The sequence below is a fragment of the Ramlibacter rhizophilus genome (assembly GCF_004681965.1).
Classification (GTDB): Bacteria; Pseudomonadota; Gammaproteobacteria; order Burkholderiales; family Burkholderiaceae_C; genus Ramlibacter; species Ramlibacter rhizophilus.
The window spans coordinates 359,380-373,712 of the sequence record NZ_SMLL01000004.1; the positions used below are offsets into that span (position 1 = coordinate 359,380).

At 66.8% G+C, this 14,333-nt stretch carries 14 protein-coding genes; 12 read left to right on the forward strand and 2 right to left on the reverse strand.

From position 1 onward, the window contains the following. Positions 1–3: 3 nt before the first annotated feature. From EZ242_RS11610 to EZ242_RS11630, 5 genes are read left to right on the forward strand one after another with little or no spacing between them, the layout of a single operon-like run. Positions 4–1,581 carry an AMP-binding protein gene (locus EZ242_RS11610; protein ID WP_135285320.1) on the forward strand — a complete coding sequence of 526 codons (1,578 nt, stop codon included), beginning with the start codon at positions 4–6 and terminating at the stop codon, positions 1,579–1,581. A 26-nt stretch (positions 1,582–1,607) separates the two neighbouring features. Then, positions 1,608–3,059 (forward strand): UbiD family decarboxylase, encoded by a 1,452-nt coding sequence (locus tag EZ242_RS11615; RefSeq protein ID WP_135285321.1) that lies wholly within the window; start codon positions 1,608–1,610, stop codon positions 3,057–3,059. Beyond that, complete coding sequence (locus EZ242_RS11620) at positions 3,056–3,670, forward strand: UbiX family flavin prenyltransferase (protein WP_135285322.1); 615 nt, start codon at positions 3,056–3,058, stop codon at positions 3,668–3,670. Before EZ242_RS11615 ends, EZ242_RS11620 begins: the two co-directional genes overlap by 4 nt. Before the next feature lie 39 nt (positions 3,671–3,709). Further along, complete coding sequence (locus EZ242_RS11625; protein ID WP_135285323.1) at positions 3,710–4,516, forward strand: enoyl-CoA hydratase/isomerase family protein; 807 nt, start codon at positions 3,710–3,712, stop codon at positions 4,514–4,516. Between the two features lie 51 nt (positions 4,517–4,567). Next, positions 4,568–5,416: an AraC family transcriptional regulator gene (locus tag EZ242_RS11630; protein ID WP_135285324.1), complete on the forward strand. Its 849-nt coding sequence runs from the start codon at positions 4,568–4,570 to the stop codon at positions 5,414–5,416. On the opposite strand, the gene EZ242_RS11635 is transcribed toward EZ242_RS11630, so the two are convergent. Then, positions 5,417–6,043 (reverse strand): TetR/AcrR family transcriptional regulator, encoded by a 627-nt coding sequence (locus EZ242_RS11635; RefSeq protein WP_135285325.1) that lies wholly within the window; start codon positions 6,041–6,043, stop codon positions 5,417–5,419. A gap of 159 nt (positions 6,044–6,202) precedes the next feature. Between EZ242_RS11635 and EZ242_RS11640 the strand changes: the two genes are divergently transcribed. The 7 genes from EZ242_RS11640 to EZ242_RS11670 all read left to right on the forward strand — a co-directional run bounded on the left by EZ242_RS11640 (position 6,203) and on the right by EZ242_RS11670 (position 13,176). Beyond that, complete coding sequence (locus EZ242_RS11640) at positions 6,203–7,045, forward strand: fatty acid hydroxylase family protein (protein ID WP_240787058.1); 843 nt, start codon at positions 6,203–6,205, stop codon at positions 7,043–7,045. A gap of 201 nt (positions 7,046–7,246) precedes the next feature. Beyond that, entirely contained in the window at positions 7,247–8,224 is a 978-nt protein-coding gene (locus EZ242_RS11645) for a TRAP transporter substrate-binding protein (protein WP_135285326.1), read from the forward strand. Between the two features lie 62 nt (positions 8,225–8,286). Beyond that, positions 8,287–8,883 (forward strand): TRAP transporter small permease, encoded by a 597-nt coding sequence (locus tag EZ242_RS11650; protein ID WP_240787059.1) that lies wholly within the window; start codon positions 8,287–8,289, stop codon positions 8,881–8,883. Continuing rightward, a complete protein-coding gene (locus EZ242_RS11655) occupies positions 8,880–10,142 on the forward strand; it encodes a TRAP transporter large permease (protein WP_135285327.1) in 1,263 nt (420 codons plus the stop codon). Before EZ242_RS11650 ends, EZ242_RS11655 begins: the two co-directional genes overlap by 4 nt. Before the next feature lie 58 nt (positions 10,143–10,200). Then, positions 10,201–10,959, forward strand: coding sequence for an SDR family NAD(P)-dependent oxidoreductase (locus tag EZ242_RS11660; protein WP_135285328.1), 759 nt, complete (start codon positions 10,201–10,203; stop codon positions 10,957–10,959). Between the two features lie 58 nt (positions 10,960–11,017). Then, on the forward strand, positions 11,018–12,487 hold the full coding sequence (locus EZ242_RS11665) for an aldehyde dehydrogenase family protein (protein WP_135285329.1): 1,470 nt from the start codon (positions 11,018–11,020) through the stop codon (positions 12,485–12,487). Between the two features lie 242 nt (positions 12,488–12,729). After that, positions 12,730–13,176 carry a LuxR C-terminal-related transcriptional regulator gene (locus tag EZ242_RS11670; RefSeq protein ID WP_167784727.1) on the forward strand — a complete coding sequence of 149 codons (447 nt, stop codon included), beginning with the start codon at positions 12,730–12,732 and terminating at the stop codon, positions 13,174–13,176. 263 nt (positions 13,177–13,439) lie between these two features. Here EZ242_RS11670 and EZ242_RS11675 read toward each other — a convergent pair whose 3' ends face one another. Next, the gene (locus EZ242_RS11675; protein ID WP_135285331.1) at positions 13,440–14,165 is read right to left on the reverse strand and encodes a GntR family transcriptional regulator; all 726 of its coding nucleotides are present in this window, start codon (positions 14,163–14,165) and stop codon (positions 13,440–13,442) included. Between the last annotated feature and the right edge of the window lie 168 nt (positions 14,166–14,333).

The window sequence follows — 14,333 nt, forward strand, 5'->3', positions numbered from 1 at the left end:
TCCATGCTCGACCTCGGTACGACCTTCCTGCAAAGCGTCGAACGCAGCCCGCACGCGCTCGCCCTGGTGGACAGCGGCGTGCGCCTCACCTATGCGCAGTGGCACGAGCAGATCGCCCGCACCGTGGCCGGTCTGCAGCGCCTGGGGCTCGGCCGCGGCGACCGGCTCCTGTCGGTGCTGCAGAACCGCCACCAGGCGGCCACGCTGCACTGGGCCTGCCAGTTCCTGGGCGCGGTGATCGTGCCGCTGAACTGGCGCGCCAAGTCCGACGAGATCGACTACTGCCTGGCCGACGCCGAGGCCAAGGCCGTGTTCTTCGACGCCTCCAGCGAGGAGGCCACCCGTGCCAGCGGCGGCGCCCGCGGGCTGCCGCGCATCGGCGTCGGCCCGCTCGAAGGCCAGGATGCCACCTTGGACTGGGACGCCCTGCTGGCGGGGCCCGCGTCGCCCCTGCAGGCCGCGGCCGATGCCGAGGACCTGTCGCTGATGCTCTACACCTCGGGCACCACCGGCAAACCCAAGGGCGTGCCGCGCCGCCACCGCCAGGAGCGCGCCGCGGCGCTGGCGCACGTGGCGCAGAACCTGTACCGCCGCGGTGACCGCACCCTGGGCGTGATGCCCCTGTACCACACGATGGGCGTGCGCTCCCTGCTCGCCATGGCCCTGGTCGACGGCGTGTTCGCCTGCCTGCCCCGCTTCGACGCGAAGGCGGCGCTGGCCCTGGTCGAGGCCGAGCGCCTGACCTGCCTGTACCTGGTGCCCACCCTTTACCACGACCTCCTGACCCAGCGCGAGCGCGCCGGGCACGGCACCGGCCCCGGGCCCGACATCGCCTCGGTGAAGAAACTCGGCTTTGCCGGCGCCCCCATGCACGACGCGCTACTCAAGCGCCTGCAGGCGGCCTTCGAGCCCGAGCTCTTCGTCAACCACTACGGCTCCTCGGAGGTGTACACCTTCTCGATCGACCAGCAGGCGCTGGACAAACCCGGCAGCGCCGGCCGCGCCGGCATCAACACCCGGCTGCGCGTGGTGCGCCTGGACTCGTCCGATGCGGGTGACCGCGTGGCCCCCGGGGTCGAGGGCCAGATCATTGCCGACCTGCGTGGCGACGAAGCCTTCGAGGGCTACTGGAAACGCGAGGACGCCAATGCCAAGTCGCTGCGCGGCGGCTGGTACTTCACCGGCGATACCGGCTACTTCGACGAAGACGGCGACCTGTACGTCACCGGCCGGGTGGACGACATGATCATCAGCGGCGGCGAGAACATCTCGCCGGTCGACATCGAGTCCGTCATCTCCTTGTGCCCCGGCGTGGGCGAAGTGGCCGTGGCCGGCCTGGCGGACGAGCGCTGGGGACAGCGTGTCGTGGCCTTCGTCACCACCCGCGAGGGCGGCGGGTCGCTGGACGCGCAGGCACTGGATGCGCACTGCCGCAGCTCCGACCTGCCCAACTTCAAGCGGCCGCGCGAGTACGTGTTCGTCTCCGAGATCCCCAAGTCCCCCGTCGGCAAGGTGCTGCGCCGCAAGCTCGTGGCTGGCGAGTACACGCCCCTGCAGGCAGGCGAGAACCGCTCCGCCTGAATCCGACTCCTCCCCCGTATCCGCCCATGACCACCTCCGCCCCCGCTCCCTACTCCGACCTGCGCCGCTGGCTCGCCCACCTGTCCGACACCGGCCGCGTGGCCGTCATTCGCGAAGGCGTGAAGCTGGAACACCAGCTGGCCGCCATCGCCAAGCGGCTCGATGGGCGGCAGGCCGCCTACTTCCCCCGCCCCGGCGGGCACGAGGTGCCGGTGGTCTCGGGCTTCATGTCGCGCCGCGGCTGGATCGCCGAAGCCATGGGCGTGCCCGAGTCGCAACTGCTGCAGCGCTTTCGCCATGCCGCCGAGAACCCCCTGCCCTGGCAGGAAGTGCCGGGGGGCGAGGCGCTGTGCCAGCAGGTGGTGCACAAGGGCGTCGATCCGCGCCAGGTGCTGCCCATCCCCACCCACAGCGAGCACGACAACGGCCCCTACATCACCGCCGGCCTGGTGATCGCCCGCAACCCGAAGACCGGGGTGCAGAACGTCTCCATCAACCGGATTCAGGTCCACGCCAAGGACCGCATGGCCCTGCTGATGCTGCCGCGCCACCTGTGGGCCTTCTACAAGGAGGCCGAGGCGCGCCAGCAGCCGCTGGAAGTGGCGGTGGCGATCGGCGTGGATCCGCTCACGCTGCTGGCCTCGCAGGCCATCGCCCCGCTCGACTGCGACGAGCTGGAGATCGCCGGAGCCCTGCACGGCGCGCCGCTGCGCGTGGCCAGGTGCCTGACCAACGACGTGCGCGTGCCGGCCGACGCCGAGGTGGTGATCGAAGGCCGCATCCTGCCGGGGGTCAAGGAGCTGGAAGGCCCGTTCGGCGAGTTCCCCAAGTACTACAGCGCGCGCGAGCACCGCGAGGTGATCCAGGTGGACGCCATCAGCCATCGCCGCGATCCGGTCTTCCACACCATCGTGCCGGCCGAGATGGAGCACCTCCTGCTGGGCTCCATCCCGCGCGAGGCGACGCTGCTGGCGCACCTGCAGCGCAGCTTCCCCAACGTGCTGGACGTGCACCTGTCCATCGGCGGCGTCGGCCGCTACCACCTGTTCGTGAAGATCAGGAAGACCCACGAGGGCCAGCCCAAGAACGTGATCTGCGCGGCCTTCGGCGCCCACTACGACATCAAGCAGGTGGTGGTGGTGGACGACGACGTCGAGGTGCACGACCCGCTGCAGGTGGAATGGGCCGTGGCCACGCGCTTCCAGGCGGACCGCGATCTGGTCGTGATCGCCGGGGCGCAAGGCTCGGTGCTCGATCCCTCCACCACGGTGGGGCAGGAATTCGGCGAGGACAGCGCGCCGCCGTCCCACCTGCAGGGCATGAGCGCCAAGATGGGCCTGGACGCCACCCGGCCGGTGGTCTACCACGAGCACGTCTTCACCAAGGTGCGCGTGCCGGGCGAGGACACCGAAGACCTGGCCGCACAGATCGACACCTCGGCCCGCGTCGACTTCATGACCGGCGAGGTGCAGAGATGACCACGAGGCGCCTGATCGTGGCGATCACGGGCGCCAGCGGTGCCATCTACGGCATCCGCCTGCTGCAGGTGCTGCGCGCCCTTCCCGGGTGGGAGACGCACCTGGTGATGTCCGCCTCCGGCGCGCTCACCGCCTCGCAGGAGGTGGACCTCAAGCGCAGCGAGATCGAGGCCCTGGCCGACGAAGTGCACAGCGTCAAGGACATCGGCGCCACCGTCTCCAGCGGGTCCTTCCGCACCGCCGGCATGGTGGTGGCGCCCTGCTCGATGAAGACGCTGGCCGGCATCGCGCATGGGTTGGCCGACAACCTGGTCAGCCGCGCCGCCGACGTGGTGCTGAAGGAACGCCGGCGGCTGGTGCTGCTGGCGCGCGAGACGCCGCTGAACCTGGCGCACCTGCGCAACATGACCGCTGTGACCGAGATGGGCGCCATCGTGTTCCCGCCCGTGCCGGCGTTCTACGTGCGTCCCGCGTCGCTGGACGACATGGTCAACCACACCGTCGGCCGCGTGCTGGACCTGTTCGACGTGGACCACAGCGATCTCGTCAAGCGCTGGGAGGGCCTGCGCCGGTCCGAGCCCGCCGCACGGGTGCACGAGCCCCATGCCTGAATCACCTCTCCAGTTCCATCCATTCCCAAGAGACCTTCCATGACCCGACTGACCCACCCCGCCCAGACCCTGCTCGAAGAACTGGACGGCTTCAGCGTCCAGATCGACGCCGCGCGCGAGCGCGCCGACATCGTGCTGCACCGCCCGCCCTTCAACATCATCTCCATGGCCCAGCGCGACCAGCTGCGCCTGGTGTTCGAGTCCCTGGACGAGAACCCGGCCGTGCGGGTGATCGTGCTGCGCGCCCAAGGCGAGCACTTCTCCAGCGGCGGCGACATCAAGGGCTTCCTGGAAGCGTCACCGGAGCACGTCTCCAAGCTGGCCTGGAACATCGCCGCGCCCGCGCGCTGCAGCAAGCCGGTGATCGCCGCCAACCGCGGCTACTGCTTCGGTGTCGGCTTCGAGATCTCGCTGGCCTGCGACTTCCGCCTGGTGACCGACACCACGCGCTACGCCCTGCCCGAGCAGAAGCTGGGGCAGATCCCCGGCTCCGGCGGATCGGCCCGCCTGCAGAAGATGGTGGGCATCACCCGCACCAAGGACATCGTGATGCGCTCGCGCCGCATTCCCGGCCAGCAGGCCTACGAGTGGGGCGTGGCCACCGAATGCGTGCCCGATGCCGAGCTGGAAGCGGCCACCGATCGCCTGGTCGACGAGCTGCGCGCCTTCTCGCCCATCGCGCAGCGCACCGCCAAGAAGCTGCTCAACGACACCGAAGACTCCACGCTGACCGTGGCCATCGAGCTGGAAGGCCATTGCTACAGCCGGCTGCGCAGCTCCGATGACTTCCGCGAGGGCGTCGAGGCCTTCCACGGCAAACGCAATCCCAAGTTCGTCGGCTCCTGAACGTCAGGTCGGCTCCGACGGTGCGACGGCAAGGTTCCTTCAGGAGGATCAATGACGACAGCACTCAGGATCGCGCAGGGCGAATTCGGTCGGCTGGCACTGCTCGACATGGATACCCCGCTGGTGTCGCATGCGCACTCGCAGTGCCACGTGATCTTCAAGGCCAGCGGCGCCGATTCCGCCTTCTACGTCAGCGAGGAGCGGCTGCCGGTCACCGACCGCACCGCCATCCTGGTGAACGCCTGGGAGCCCCATTACTTCTACAGCGAACCGGACTTTCCGCGCACCGTCTACCTGGCGCTGTACATCGAACCCAGGTGGCTGGCGACGCTGTACGACCCGCTGCGCCTGGCAGCGCATCCCCGCTTCTTTCCGCGGCCCTGCGTCCAGATCACTCCCCGCATCCGCAAGCTGGCCGATGACCTGACCGGTGACCTGATGTCGCCGATTCCGATGAAGCAGGAGCGCCTGGAGAGCGCACTGTTCGAGCTGATGCTGGCCATCAGCGAACAGTTCTCGGCATGGGAGAGCATCCAGGACCTGATGCGGCCGGAAGGGCTGCGCTTGCCCGATTCGCGCATCCAGCGCGCGCTCACCCACATCGGCGAGCACCTGGGCCAGCCGCTGGATGCGGACCGGCTTGCCGCCTCGGCGCATCTGTCGCGCGCCCAGTTCTTCGTGCGCTTTCGCCGCTGCACCGGGATGACGCCGCACGTCTACGTCAACACCTTGCGCGCCGAGACCGCCTGCCGGCGCCTGGCGCAGGCCGACGATCGGACCACCCTTGGGCGTCTCGCGCAGGACCTGGGTTTTTCCGACCAGGGCCACTTCACGCGCTTCATCCGCGGCCAGGTCGGCGTCACGCCCAGCGAATACCGGCGCGTGGTGCAGCTGTACTGACTATCCCAGCTTGTCCAGCGTCGCCGCCGAAGGTGCGCACACCAGCATCGCCTCGAAGGTGTCGAGGATGTTGTCCAGCGTGAACTTGCGCCTCCACAGCCGGCTCGACGCGTGCGGCTCGTCCGCCGGCGCTTCCTTGATCGAGAACACCGACGTCGTGTAGATCGCCACCAGCGACATGCGCTGCTCCAGCAGCGGCTCGGGGATGTCGGCCAGCAGCTGGCGGAAATGCTCGAGGCAGCGGCGATAGCCTGTATTCCACTTGGTTCCGATGTAGGCGCGGAACAGCGCGCGGTGCGTGAGCTGCACGTTCGACAGGAAGCGCAGGTAGGTACTGCCTTCGGCCTCGGTCACCGTCAGCTCGTAGACCGGCCGGATGAAGGCATCCAGCACCTCACGCACATGGCGCGGACCGCCGGCCGCCGCCATCTGGTCGAGCAGGGCCTGGCGGACGGCATCCACCTTCTGCGCGCCATCGACCAGCAGTTCGCCGACCAGTTCTTCTTTCGAGCCGAAGTGGTACTGCAGCGAAGCCTTGTTGCGCTGTCCGGCCGCCGCAACGATGTCGGCCACCGTCACGCCGTCGATGCCGTGCAGCGCGAACAGGCGCTGTGCGGCCGCCTTCATCCGCGCTCGGGTTTCCTTCCCGTCGGAGCGCACTGGTTTCAAGGTTGACATGGTTAGTTAAGGGTGTAGACTTATCTAAGGCAGTGTACTTAATTGATTGCCGAAAGGCCAGTCCGGTGCGCCCGCGCCGGACTGCTGTGCGAAATGAAAGGAGTCACCATGAATCGGGAAGAGGAAATCGTTGCACGGTCCCTGTCCTACAGGAAACAGTACGTGGAAGATACCCCCGGCTGGTACCGCGGCGAGATGCACCTGGGTTTCACGCTGGCATTCACGATCGGCGTGGTTTGGTACTGCGCGGCGCAGTTGCAGAACACGACCTGGCAGGAATGGCTGTTCGTCGTGGTGCCGATGTTTCTGTTCGGGAACTGGGCGGAATGGGCCGGGCACCGCTACCTTCTCCACAGCCCGAAGAGCTGGATCAAGCCGGCCTACAAGCGCCACGTCGCGACCCACCACCAGTTCTTCTCGCACAAGACGCTCGACTACGACGGCCACAAGGAGTGGCGCGCGCTGCTGTTCCCGCCGTTCGCGCCGGTGCTGTTCGTGCTGGCGGCCCTGCCGGCTGCACTGCTGGTCGGCAGCCTGTGGTCGGCCAATGCGGGATACATCGCCATGCTGACCATGGCGTCGTACTTCCTGATGTACGAAGGCCTGCACACCTTGTCGCATCTCGAGCATCCGATCCTGGATCGCCTGCCGCTGGTCAACACGGTGCGCCGCATGCACGTGCTTCATCACAACCCCGATTTCATGCACACCCGCAACTTCAACCTCACCTTCCCCATCTGCGATGCGCTGTTCGGCACCAGCGATTTGAACAAGGGTCTGCTCGGCACGCTGTTCAACGGCATGTCGGACGAGGCGCGCAAGGAGGAAGACCAGGCCAAGCTGCGGTCGCAGCAGGTCACGCGCGCCGGCCAGGCGCAGGCGGCCGACGACGGTGCCGAAGAGGCCGCCCCGCTGGCAAGGCCCGGCATTCAGGACGCCAGGCGCGGGTAGGCAAGCGGGCTTGCCTTCGTCCCGCGGCCGCGATCCGACGCTGCAACCGCACATCGATCAAGACTCCATGGCAAAAGCCCGGAGCTTCTGACAATGCCGCGCCGCGCACCGGCTCGTAGAGTCCAAATCGAGAAGCATTGCGATGGCGGGCAGCCATCGCAACCCGAGAGCACCCCACCTATCAGCACAAGGAGACGACCCATGAAATTCAACAAGCTGCTTGCCATCCTCGCCGTCACTGCCGGCCTCACCGCGGGCGCGACAGCCAGCGCCAAGGAAATGCGCCTGGGGCTGATCGTGCCGGCCAGCCACGAATGGTCGAAGGCCGCGGTCGCGATGGGCGAAGAACTCAAGCAGAAGTCCAACGGCAAGTACTCGGTCACGATCTTCCCCTCGGGCCAGCTCGGCAACGAGGCGCAGATGCTGCAGCAACTGCAGACCGGCGCGCTCGACATGGCCTTCATGACCGCCGCCGAAATCACCAACCGCGTGCCCGACTACAGCGCGCTGTTCGCCCCCTACCTCGTCAAGGACGTCAAGCAGGCCGGCGTGCTGCTGAACGGCCCGACCGCGCAGAAGATGCTCGAGCGCCTGCCGCGTGAAGTCGGCGCGGTGGGGGTCGGCTACGGCGTGGCCTCGATGCGGCTGATGCTCAATGCGTTCCCGACCAACGCCGCCGCCGACCTGAAGGGCCGCAAGATGCGCATCACGCCGTTCCCGCCGGTGCGCGACTTCTACCAGCTGCTGGGAGCGGCTTCGACCCCGATGCCGCTGACCGACGTCTACGATTCGCTGGCCAACGGCCAGGTGGATGGCGTGGATGCGGACATGGAACTGGTGTACCGCATGAAGTTCTACGAGCGCGGCAACACGCTGCTGCAGTCGAACCACATGATGTTCCCGGTCGTGGGCCTGGTCTCCGGCCGCCTGTGGCAGACCATGTCGCCGGCTGACCGCGACCTGGTCGCCGGCGCCGCGCGCAAGCATCTCAACGGCCTGTTCGACAAATACGTCCAGGTGGAGCAGGAGATGGAAAAGAGCGTGCAGGGCACCAAGGTCAAGGTGGTGAAGGTCGGTCCCGAGTTCTTCGGCAACACGCTCAAGCAGTGGGAAGACATCTGGCTCAAGCGCACGCCGGTGCTGGCCGAGCTGCGCCGCGAAGCCGCCGCCATCAAGTAACGGCACGGAGGCGGCGCAGGGGCACGCCGCGCCCCTGCGCCGCCTTCAAGCTGGAGACTTCCGTGCTGAAAACCATTACGAACCTGAGCGACCGCATCGCCCAAGCAGAACGCGGCGTGGTGCGCCTGATCGCCCTGGCACTGCCGCTGATGGTCCTGGCCAACGTGGCCGGTCGCGCCATGCGCAGCCCGATCTACTGGATAGACGAACTGTCCGTCCTGGTCATGGTGTGGCTGGCGATGATCGGCATGTCGCTGACCCTCAAGACGCGCGATGCGGTCGCCGTCACGATGCTGGTCGATGCGGTGCCGCCCTTGCTGATGAAGATCATGAGAATCCTGATCGACCTGCTGGTGCTGGTGTTCGGCATCACGCTGCTGGTGCTGTGCTACCGCTGGTTCGATCCGTTGACGCTGATGCGCGTCGGATTCGACACGCGCGAGTTCTCCGGCCAGACCTTCAACTTCATGTACCAGGACACCACGGCCACGCTCGGAGTCGCCAAGTTCTGGTTCTGGCTGGTCGTGCCGCTGGTGGCTGTCACCACCAGCGTGCATGCGCTCTCCAACCTGCTGCGAACCGTGGCGACGCCCGCCTCGGTGGGCATCGCGTCCGGCTTGCCGGCCCCGCTGGCCGGTAACAGTGGAGCAAACCAATGATCGCGGCCGTCTTCACCTCCCTGCTGTTTCTCGGCCTTCCCATCGCGCTGGTGCTGGCGATGGTCGCGCTGACCTACATCTATGCAAGCGGCAATCCGGTGCTCTACCTGTCGTTCCCGCAACAGTTCTTTGCCAGCCTCGAAAACTACGGCCTGCTCGCCATCCCGCTGTTCCTGGCGGTGGGCGAACTGATGAACGAAGGCGGCATCACGCGCCGGCTGGTCGCGCTGGCCTCGGTGTTCGTGGGCCACGTGCGCGGCGGGCTCGCCTACATCAACATCCTGGCCAACATGTTCCTTGCCTCCATCATGGGCTCGGCCAATGCGCAGGTCGCGGTGATGGCGCAGGTGATGGTGCCGGAGATGGAAAAGCAGGGTTATCCGCGCGGCTTCGCGACGGCCACGACCTGTGCCGGCGCCCTGCTCGCCCCGGTGATTCCACCGTCCATGCTGTTCGTGATTTTTGGCGTACTGGCCCAGATCTCGATCGGCGACCTGTTCATCGCCGGCATCGTGCCCGGCATGTTGATGGCCTCTGCCTTCATCTGCGTGGTCGCGCTGCTGGGCTACCGGTACAAGTATCCGCCGGGCGAGCGCCTGTCACGCCAGCAGAAGCTGCGCAACATCGGGGCCGCCATTCCATCGCTGCTGGTGCCGATCGTCATGATCGGCGGCATCCTCGGCGGGATCACGACGCCGACCGAAGCGGCGGCGGTCGGCGCCCTGATGGCCGTGCTGGTGGGCATCTTCGCGCACAACGAAATCCGTTTCGACCGCATCGGCGACATGCTGCTGCGGGTGGCCGTCAACAGCGCGGTGGTGCTGGCCCTGGTGGCCGCAGCCGGCGTCTTCGGCTGGGTTATCGTGTTCGAGAAGATCCCGCAGCAACTGGCCTTGCTGCTGCAGCAGATCACCACCGACCCCTTCACCTTCATGCTGCTGGTCACCGCCCTGGTGCTGGCGGTCGGCACCGTGATCGATGGCATCGCCGCCCTGATCCTGCTGGTGCCCATCCTGCTGCCGGTGGCGACCCAGGTGTACGGCATCAACCCCTACCACTTCGGCGTGATCATCTGCATCAACCTAACGCTGGGCCTGCTGACGCCGCCGGTCGGCACGGCCCTCTACGTGGCCGCGCGCGTGACCGGTGCAACGCCGGCTGAAATCCTGCGCCCGCTGATGCCGTTCCTGGTTGCCACGTTGCTGATCCTGATCCTGCTGTGCTGGCAGCCGTACCTGGTGACCGCATTCATCGGTTAACCGATTCGGGCGTCGCGCCTGCGGCGCCGTCCATCCCTCCATTCATCGGAAGAAGTCCATGCAGAAGCTCAAAGATCGCGTCGCCATCATCACCGGCGGCGCGCAAGGGATAGGTGCTGCCTACGCGCGTGCGATGGCGGCCGAAGGCGCGCGCGTCGCCATCGCCGACATCCTGGACGGCACGGCGCTGGCCAAGGAAATCGAAGCCGATGGGGGCCGTGCGATGGCCGTCCAGGTGAATGTCGCCGACGAAGCTTCGGTCCTGGCAATGGCCGAGGCGGTCAACGAACATTTCGGCCGCATCGACATCCTGGTCAACAATGCGGCGGTGTACGCCTCCTTGCAGTTGAAGCCGTTTTCCGAGATCGACGTGGCCGAGTGGGACAAGGTGATGGCGGTCAACGTGCGCGGGCCCTTCGTCTGCGCCAAGGCCGTGGTGCCGTTCATGCGCAGCAGAGGCTACGGACGCATCATCAACATTTCATCCGGGACACCGTTCAAGGGCACGCCGAACCTGCTGCACTACGTGACGTCCAAGGGCGCCATCCTGGCGCTGACCCGGGCGCTGGCACGCGAAGTCGGCGGCGACGGCATCTGCGTCAACACGCTGGCGCCCGGCCTGGTGCTCAGCGAAGGGGTGATCCAGAACGCAGACCTGCGCGAGAAGCTGACCGGCCCCGTGATCGCCAGCCGCGCCATCAAGCGCGACCAGACCCCGGAAGACCTGGTCGAGCCGCTGCTGTTCCTCGCCTCGGACGCCTGCGCGTTCATGACGGGCGAGACGATCGTGGTGGATGGCGGCTCGGTCATGCATTGAGGCCGCCGGCACCGGGATGAACCTGCCGCAGTGCGGCCTTATCGGAGAGACAACAGACATGACCCCCATCGCGCAACCCTGGATCGGCGGCCAATGGACGCCGGTCGCCAGCCGGGCCGCCGCCGACAGCATCGACCCCTCCACCGGCCTCGTGCTCGGCCAGTTCGCCGACGCCGACGTCGGCACCGCCGAAGCCGCCATCAGCGCCGCTCGCCGTGCGTTCGAGCAGAGCGACTGGGCGCATGCGCCGCGCCTGCGGGCGGCCGTGATGCTGGAGTTCGCCAACCGCGTCGAGCTGCGCGCCGATGAACTGGCGCTGCTGCTCGCCCGTGAAACCGGCAAGCTGTTGAAGCCGGCGCAAGCCGAGCTGGCCGGCACCGTGTCCGAGATCCGCTTCTATGCGGGGCTGGCACGCACCATCTTCGGCCGCACCACCGAGGTCGAGCCGGGCGCCCTGTCCGTGCTGAGCCGCGAAGCGGCCGGCGTGGCGGGCATCATCGTGCCCTGGAATGCTGCCGCGATCCTGCTGGTGCGCTCGCTCGCGCCGGCGATGGCGGCCGGGTGCACGAGCGTGATCAAGATGGCGCCGCAGTCGGCACTGTTCCAGACCGAGCTGCTGCGATGCCTGACCGAGATTCCGAACCTCCCGCGAGGCGTGGTCAATTTCTACAGCTGCACCAGCAGCCAGCCGAGCGAGGCGCTGGTGATTTCAAGCGACGTGGACGTGATCAGCTTCACCGGCAGCGTTCAAGTCGGCCAGCGCATCATGGCCGCTGCCGTACCGACGCTCAAGCGCCTGAACCTGGAACTCGGCGGCAAGGCGCCCGCCATCGTGTTCGCCGATGCGGACCCGAAGGCCATCGCCGCGCAGCTGGCGGCCGCCGCCACGATTGCCGCGGGCCAGCAGTGCACCGCGCTTGACCGGGTGCTGGTGCACGAAAGCCTGATCGAGCCCATGCGAGACGAACTGGCCACGCAGTTCCGCAGCATGGCGGTGGGGCCGGCTACCGAGCCGGAAAGCCAGATGGGACCGCAGATCGACATCGCCAATCGCGACCGTATCGCCCGCCTCGTCGATCAGGCGCGCCAGCACGGGGACGTGATCGTGCGCGGCGAGGTGCTGGACGGCCGTCTCTCGCGCGGCGCCTTCATCCGGCCCAGCCTGATCCAGGTCAGCGCCCTAGATTCGCCCTTTGTGCAGGAGGAATTCTTCGGACCGGTCCTCAACCTCGAAAGCTTCCGGGAAGAGGGCGACGCTGTCGCGCGGGCCAACGCGACGCGCTATGGCCTCTCTGCGAGCGTGTGGACGCACGACGGCGCGCGTGCCCGCCGCGTAGCGCGTGCCTTGCGCAGCGGCACGGTGTGGATCAACACTCACAACAAGCTGCTACCCGAGGCGGAAACCGGCGGCTTCGGCGCCAGTGGCTACGGCCGCCTGCACGGAGCCGAGGCGCTGCTGGAGTTCCTCGAAACCAAGCACGTTTATGAGGACATCGGACGTGTAAAGCCAAACACGGCAGCCACGTGAGCCGGATGTTGGCCAGGAACCGGCGTTCTCCTGACGACTTCGCTCGAGGCGCAGCAATTTTTGCTTTCGGCCAAGAGCGGTCAGCCGAACCGGCGGGTGGCCGGGAGGGCGAGTACTTCTCGCTCAAGGACGTGGCCAGCCGGCTAGCCCTTTCGAAGCCCATACGTCGTCTATGTATTTGCACCTATCCGCGTGGTGCTCGCCGATGATCACGACCTGGTGCGGTCCGGGGAATGCCTGGAATGGATGGCGTTGAGGCTATCGGGCACATCACAAGGCGCTATCCCGACTTGCGTGTGATCGTGCTATCCATGCATAGCCACCTGGACTTTGTGCGTCGCGCTGTGGCGAGTGGCGCCTGCGGTTATCTCATGAAAGACTCTGCCCCCGCCGCGCTGGAACAGGCGCTGCGTTGCGTCATGACGGAAGGCAGCTTCTTCGAAGGAAAACTCGCACAGCAACTGGTGCCTTCGCCGCGAGCCAGCGCCGACGACGAGCTTACCTTTCGTCAGGTTCAGATCCTCACAGTGCTCGCTGAGGGCAAATCCACGAAAGAGATTGGCTACGAGCTCGGCCTGAGCCCGAAGACCGTGGACGTACACCGGGCGCGCATCATGCAGCGGCTGCAGCTGAATGACGTCGCAAGCCTGACTCCCTATGCGGTGCGTAAAGGCCTAGTAAAACTCTGACTTCGGGGGCGGCCGCACCAAAGCGGAGCGGCGCTGGCCACATGTCGGATCAGCTTGCCTCTTGATTACACACGTACAGAGGAGAAAGGCTTCGCTGGGGGATGATCTGGCGGACTGCTACGCGGACCACGCTGTGCGTGCAACTCGCTCTGAACCTTGGCAGACACAGCCTCCGCCAAGGCGAGCAACAACCTTTCAATCTCGTGTGTCTTAGGCGCGGCGGCCGGTTGGCACGGTGAAGCTCGATGGGCACTTTGCCGCCGTCAGGCTTCCGCGCTCCCATCAGACAGCAGGCCCAGCGCCTTGATGCGGGTGATCGACAGGTAGATATGCCAGCCGAGGGCGGCAGTGGCGCGCTGCGGGTCGTCGGCCATCACGGCGTCGAAGATCGCTTGGTGTTCCTGGTGCGCCCTCACTGGTGCCGAGGCCGAACGGCTTTCCACCCCGCGGTGAGTTTGCGGCTGGACCGGCACGGACAGCCGCCGGTAGCGTACCGAGTGCTGGTACAGCATGGCGCGAAAGTGGCGCAGCCAGCGCGAAGGACAGGCCGAGACCAGCGCCTCGTGGAAGGCCATGTTGCGCATTTCCCAGACCTCGAACGAAGTGCCGGAGCCCAGGCGCGCTGCGGCTTGCGAGAGTTGCTCGAAGGATTCGGTCACTTGTGCTCGCCAGACCGCCGTTCCGTGCCGCATGCTTTCGCGCAGGGCTTCGCATTCGATCAGCACGCGGGTGCGGGTGATGTCCTCCAAGTCGGCCAAGGACATCGAAGCCACGTGGAAGCCCCGCCGCCCCTCGCTTTCCACCAGTGCGTCCGACACCAGCAGGGAAAGTGCTTCGCGAAGCGTTCCGCTGCTGACTTCATACCCGCTCTTGAGGTGCTCGACCCGAAGCTTGGTCCCGGGTGTGAGTCGCCCTCCCATGATGTCGTTGCGCAGCCGCTCGTAGGTCGTCTCGATCAGCGTGCGCGGGTCTTCACCCGGTGTGTCCATGTCTCGCTCCTTCGTGGCCAGCCCCGACGAGGCTGGGCAGCGCCTGGCATTTTGATCCCCCTTCGCGCCTGCTGCGCGTCCAGGTGGTCCAGACCTTTATTCTCGATAAACCGCCCAAGATGCCGTCTCATCTTCGACAGATTCATTGGAGAATTTAGCCCTGCACGA

What these genes read in the sequence shown, in the direction of transcription:
- EZ242_RS11610 (WP_135285320.1), top strand. Translation starts at nt 4, where the DNA reads ATGCTCGACCTCGGTACGACCTTCCTGCAAAGCGTCGAACGCAGCCCG.
- EZ242_RS11615 (WP_135285321.1), top strand. Translation starts at nt 1,608, where the DNA reads ATGACCACCTCCGCCCCCGCTCCCTACTCCGACCTGCGCCGCTGGCTC.
- EZ242_RS11620 (WP_135285322.1), top strand. Translation starts at nt 3,056, where the DNA reads ATGACCACGAGGCGCCTGATCGTGGCGATCACGGGCGCCAGCGGTGCC.
- EZ242_RS11625 (WP_135285323.1), top strand. Translation starts at nt 3,710, where the DNA reads ATGACCCGACTGACCCACCCCGCCCAGACCCTGCTCGAAGAACTGGAC.
- EZ242_RS11630 (WP_135285324.1), top strand. Translation starts at nt 4,568, where the DNA reads ATGACGACAGCACTCAGGATCGCGCAGGGCGAATTCGGTCGGCTGGCA.
- EZ242_RS11635 (WP_135285325.1), bottom strand. Translation starts at nt 6,043, where the DNA reads ATGAAGGCGGCCGCACAGCGCCTGTTCGCGCTGCACGGCATCGACGGC.
- EZ242_RS11640 (WP_240787058.1), top strand. Translation starts at nt 6,203, where the DNA reads ATGAATCGGGAAGAGGAAATCGTTGCACGGTCCCTGTCCTACAGGAAA.
- EZ242_RS11645 (WP_135285326.1), top strand. Translation starts at nt 7,247, where the DNA reads ATGAAATTCAACAAGCTGCTTGCCATCCTCGCCGTCACTGCCGGCCTC.
- EZ242_RS11655 (WP_135285327.1), top strand. Translation starts at nt 8,880, where the DNA reads ATGATCGCGGCCGTCTTCACCTCCCTGCTGTTTCTCGGCCTTCCCATC.
- EZ242_RS11660 (WP_135285328.1), top strand. Translation starts at nt 10,201, where the DNA reads ATGCAGAAGCTCAAAGATCGCGTCGCCATCATCACCGGCGGCGCGCAA.
- EZ242_RS11665 (WP_135285329.1), top strand. Translation starts at nt 11,018, where the DNA reads ATGACCCCCATCGCGCAACCCTGGATCGGCGGCCAATGGACGCCGGTC.
- EZ242_RS11670 (WP_167784727.1), top strand. Translation starts at nt 12,730, where the DNA reads ATGGATGGCGTTGAGGCTATCGGGCACATCACAAGGCGCTATCCCGAC.
- EZ242_RS11675 (WP_135285331.1), bottom strand. Translation starts at nt 14,165, where the DNA reads ATGGACACACCGGGTGAAGACCCGCGCACGCTGATCGAGACGACCTAC.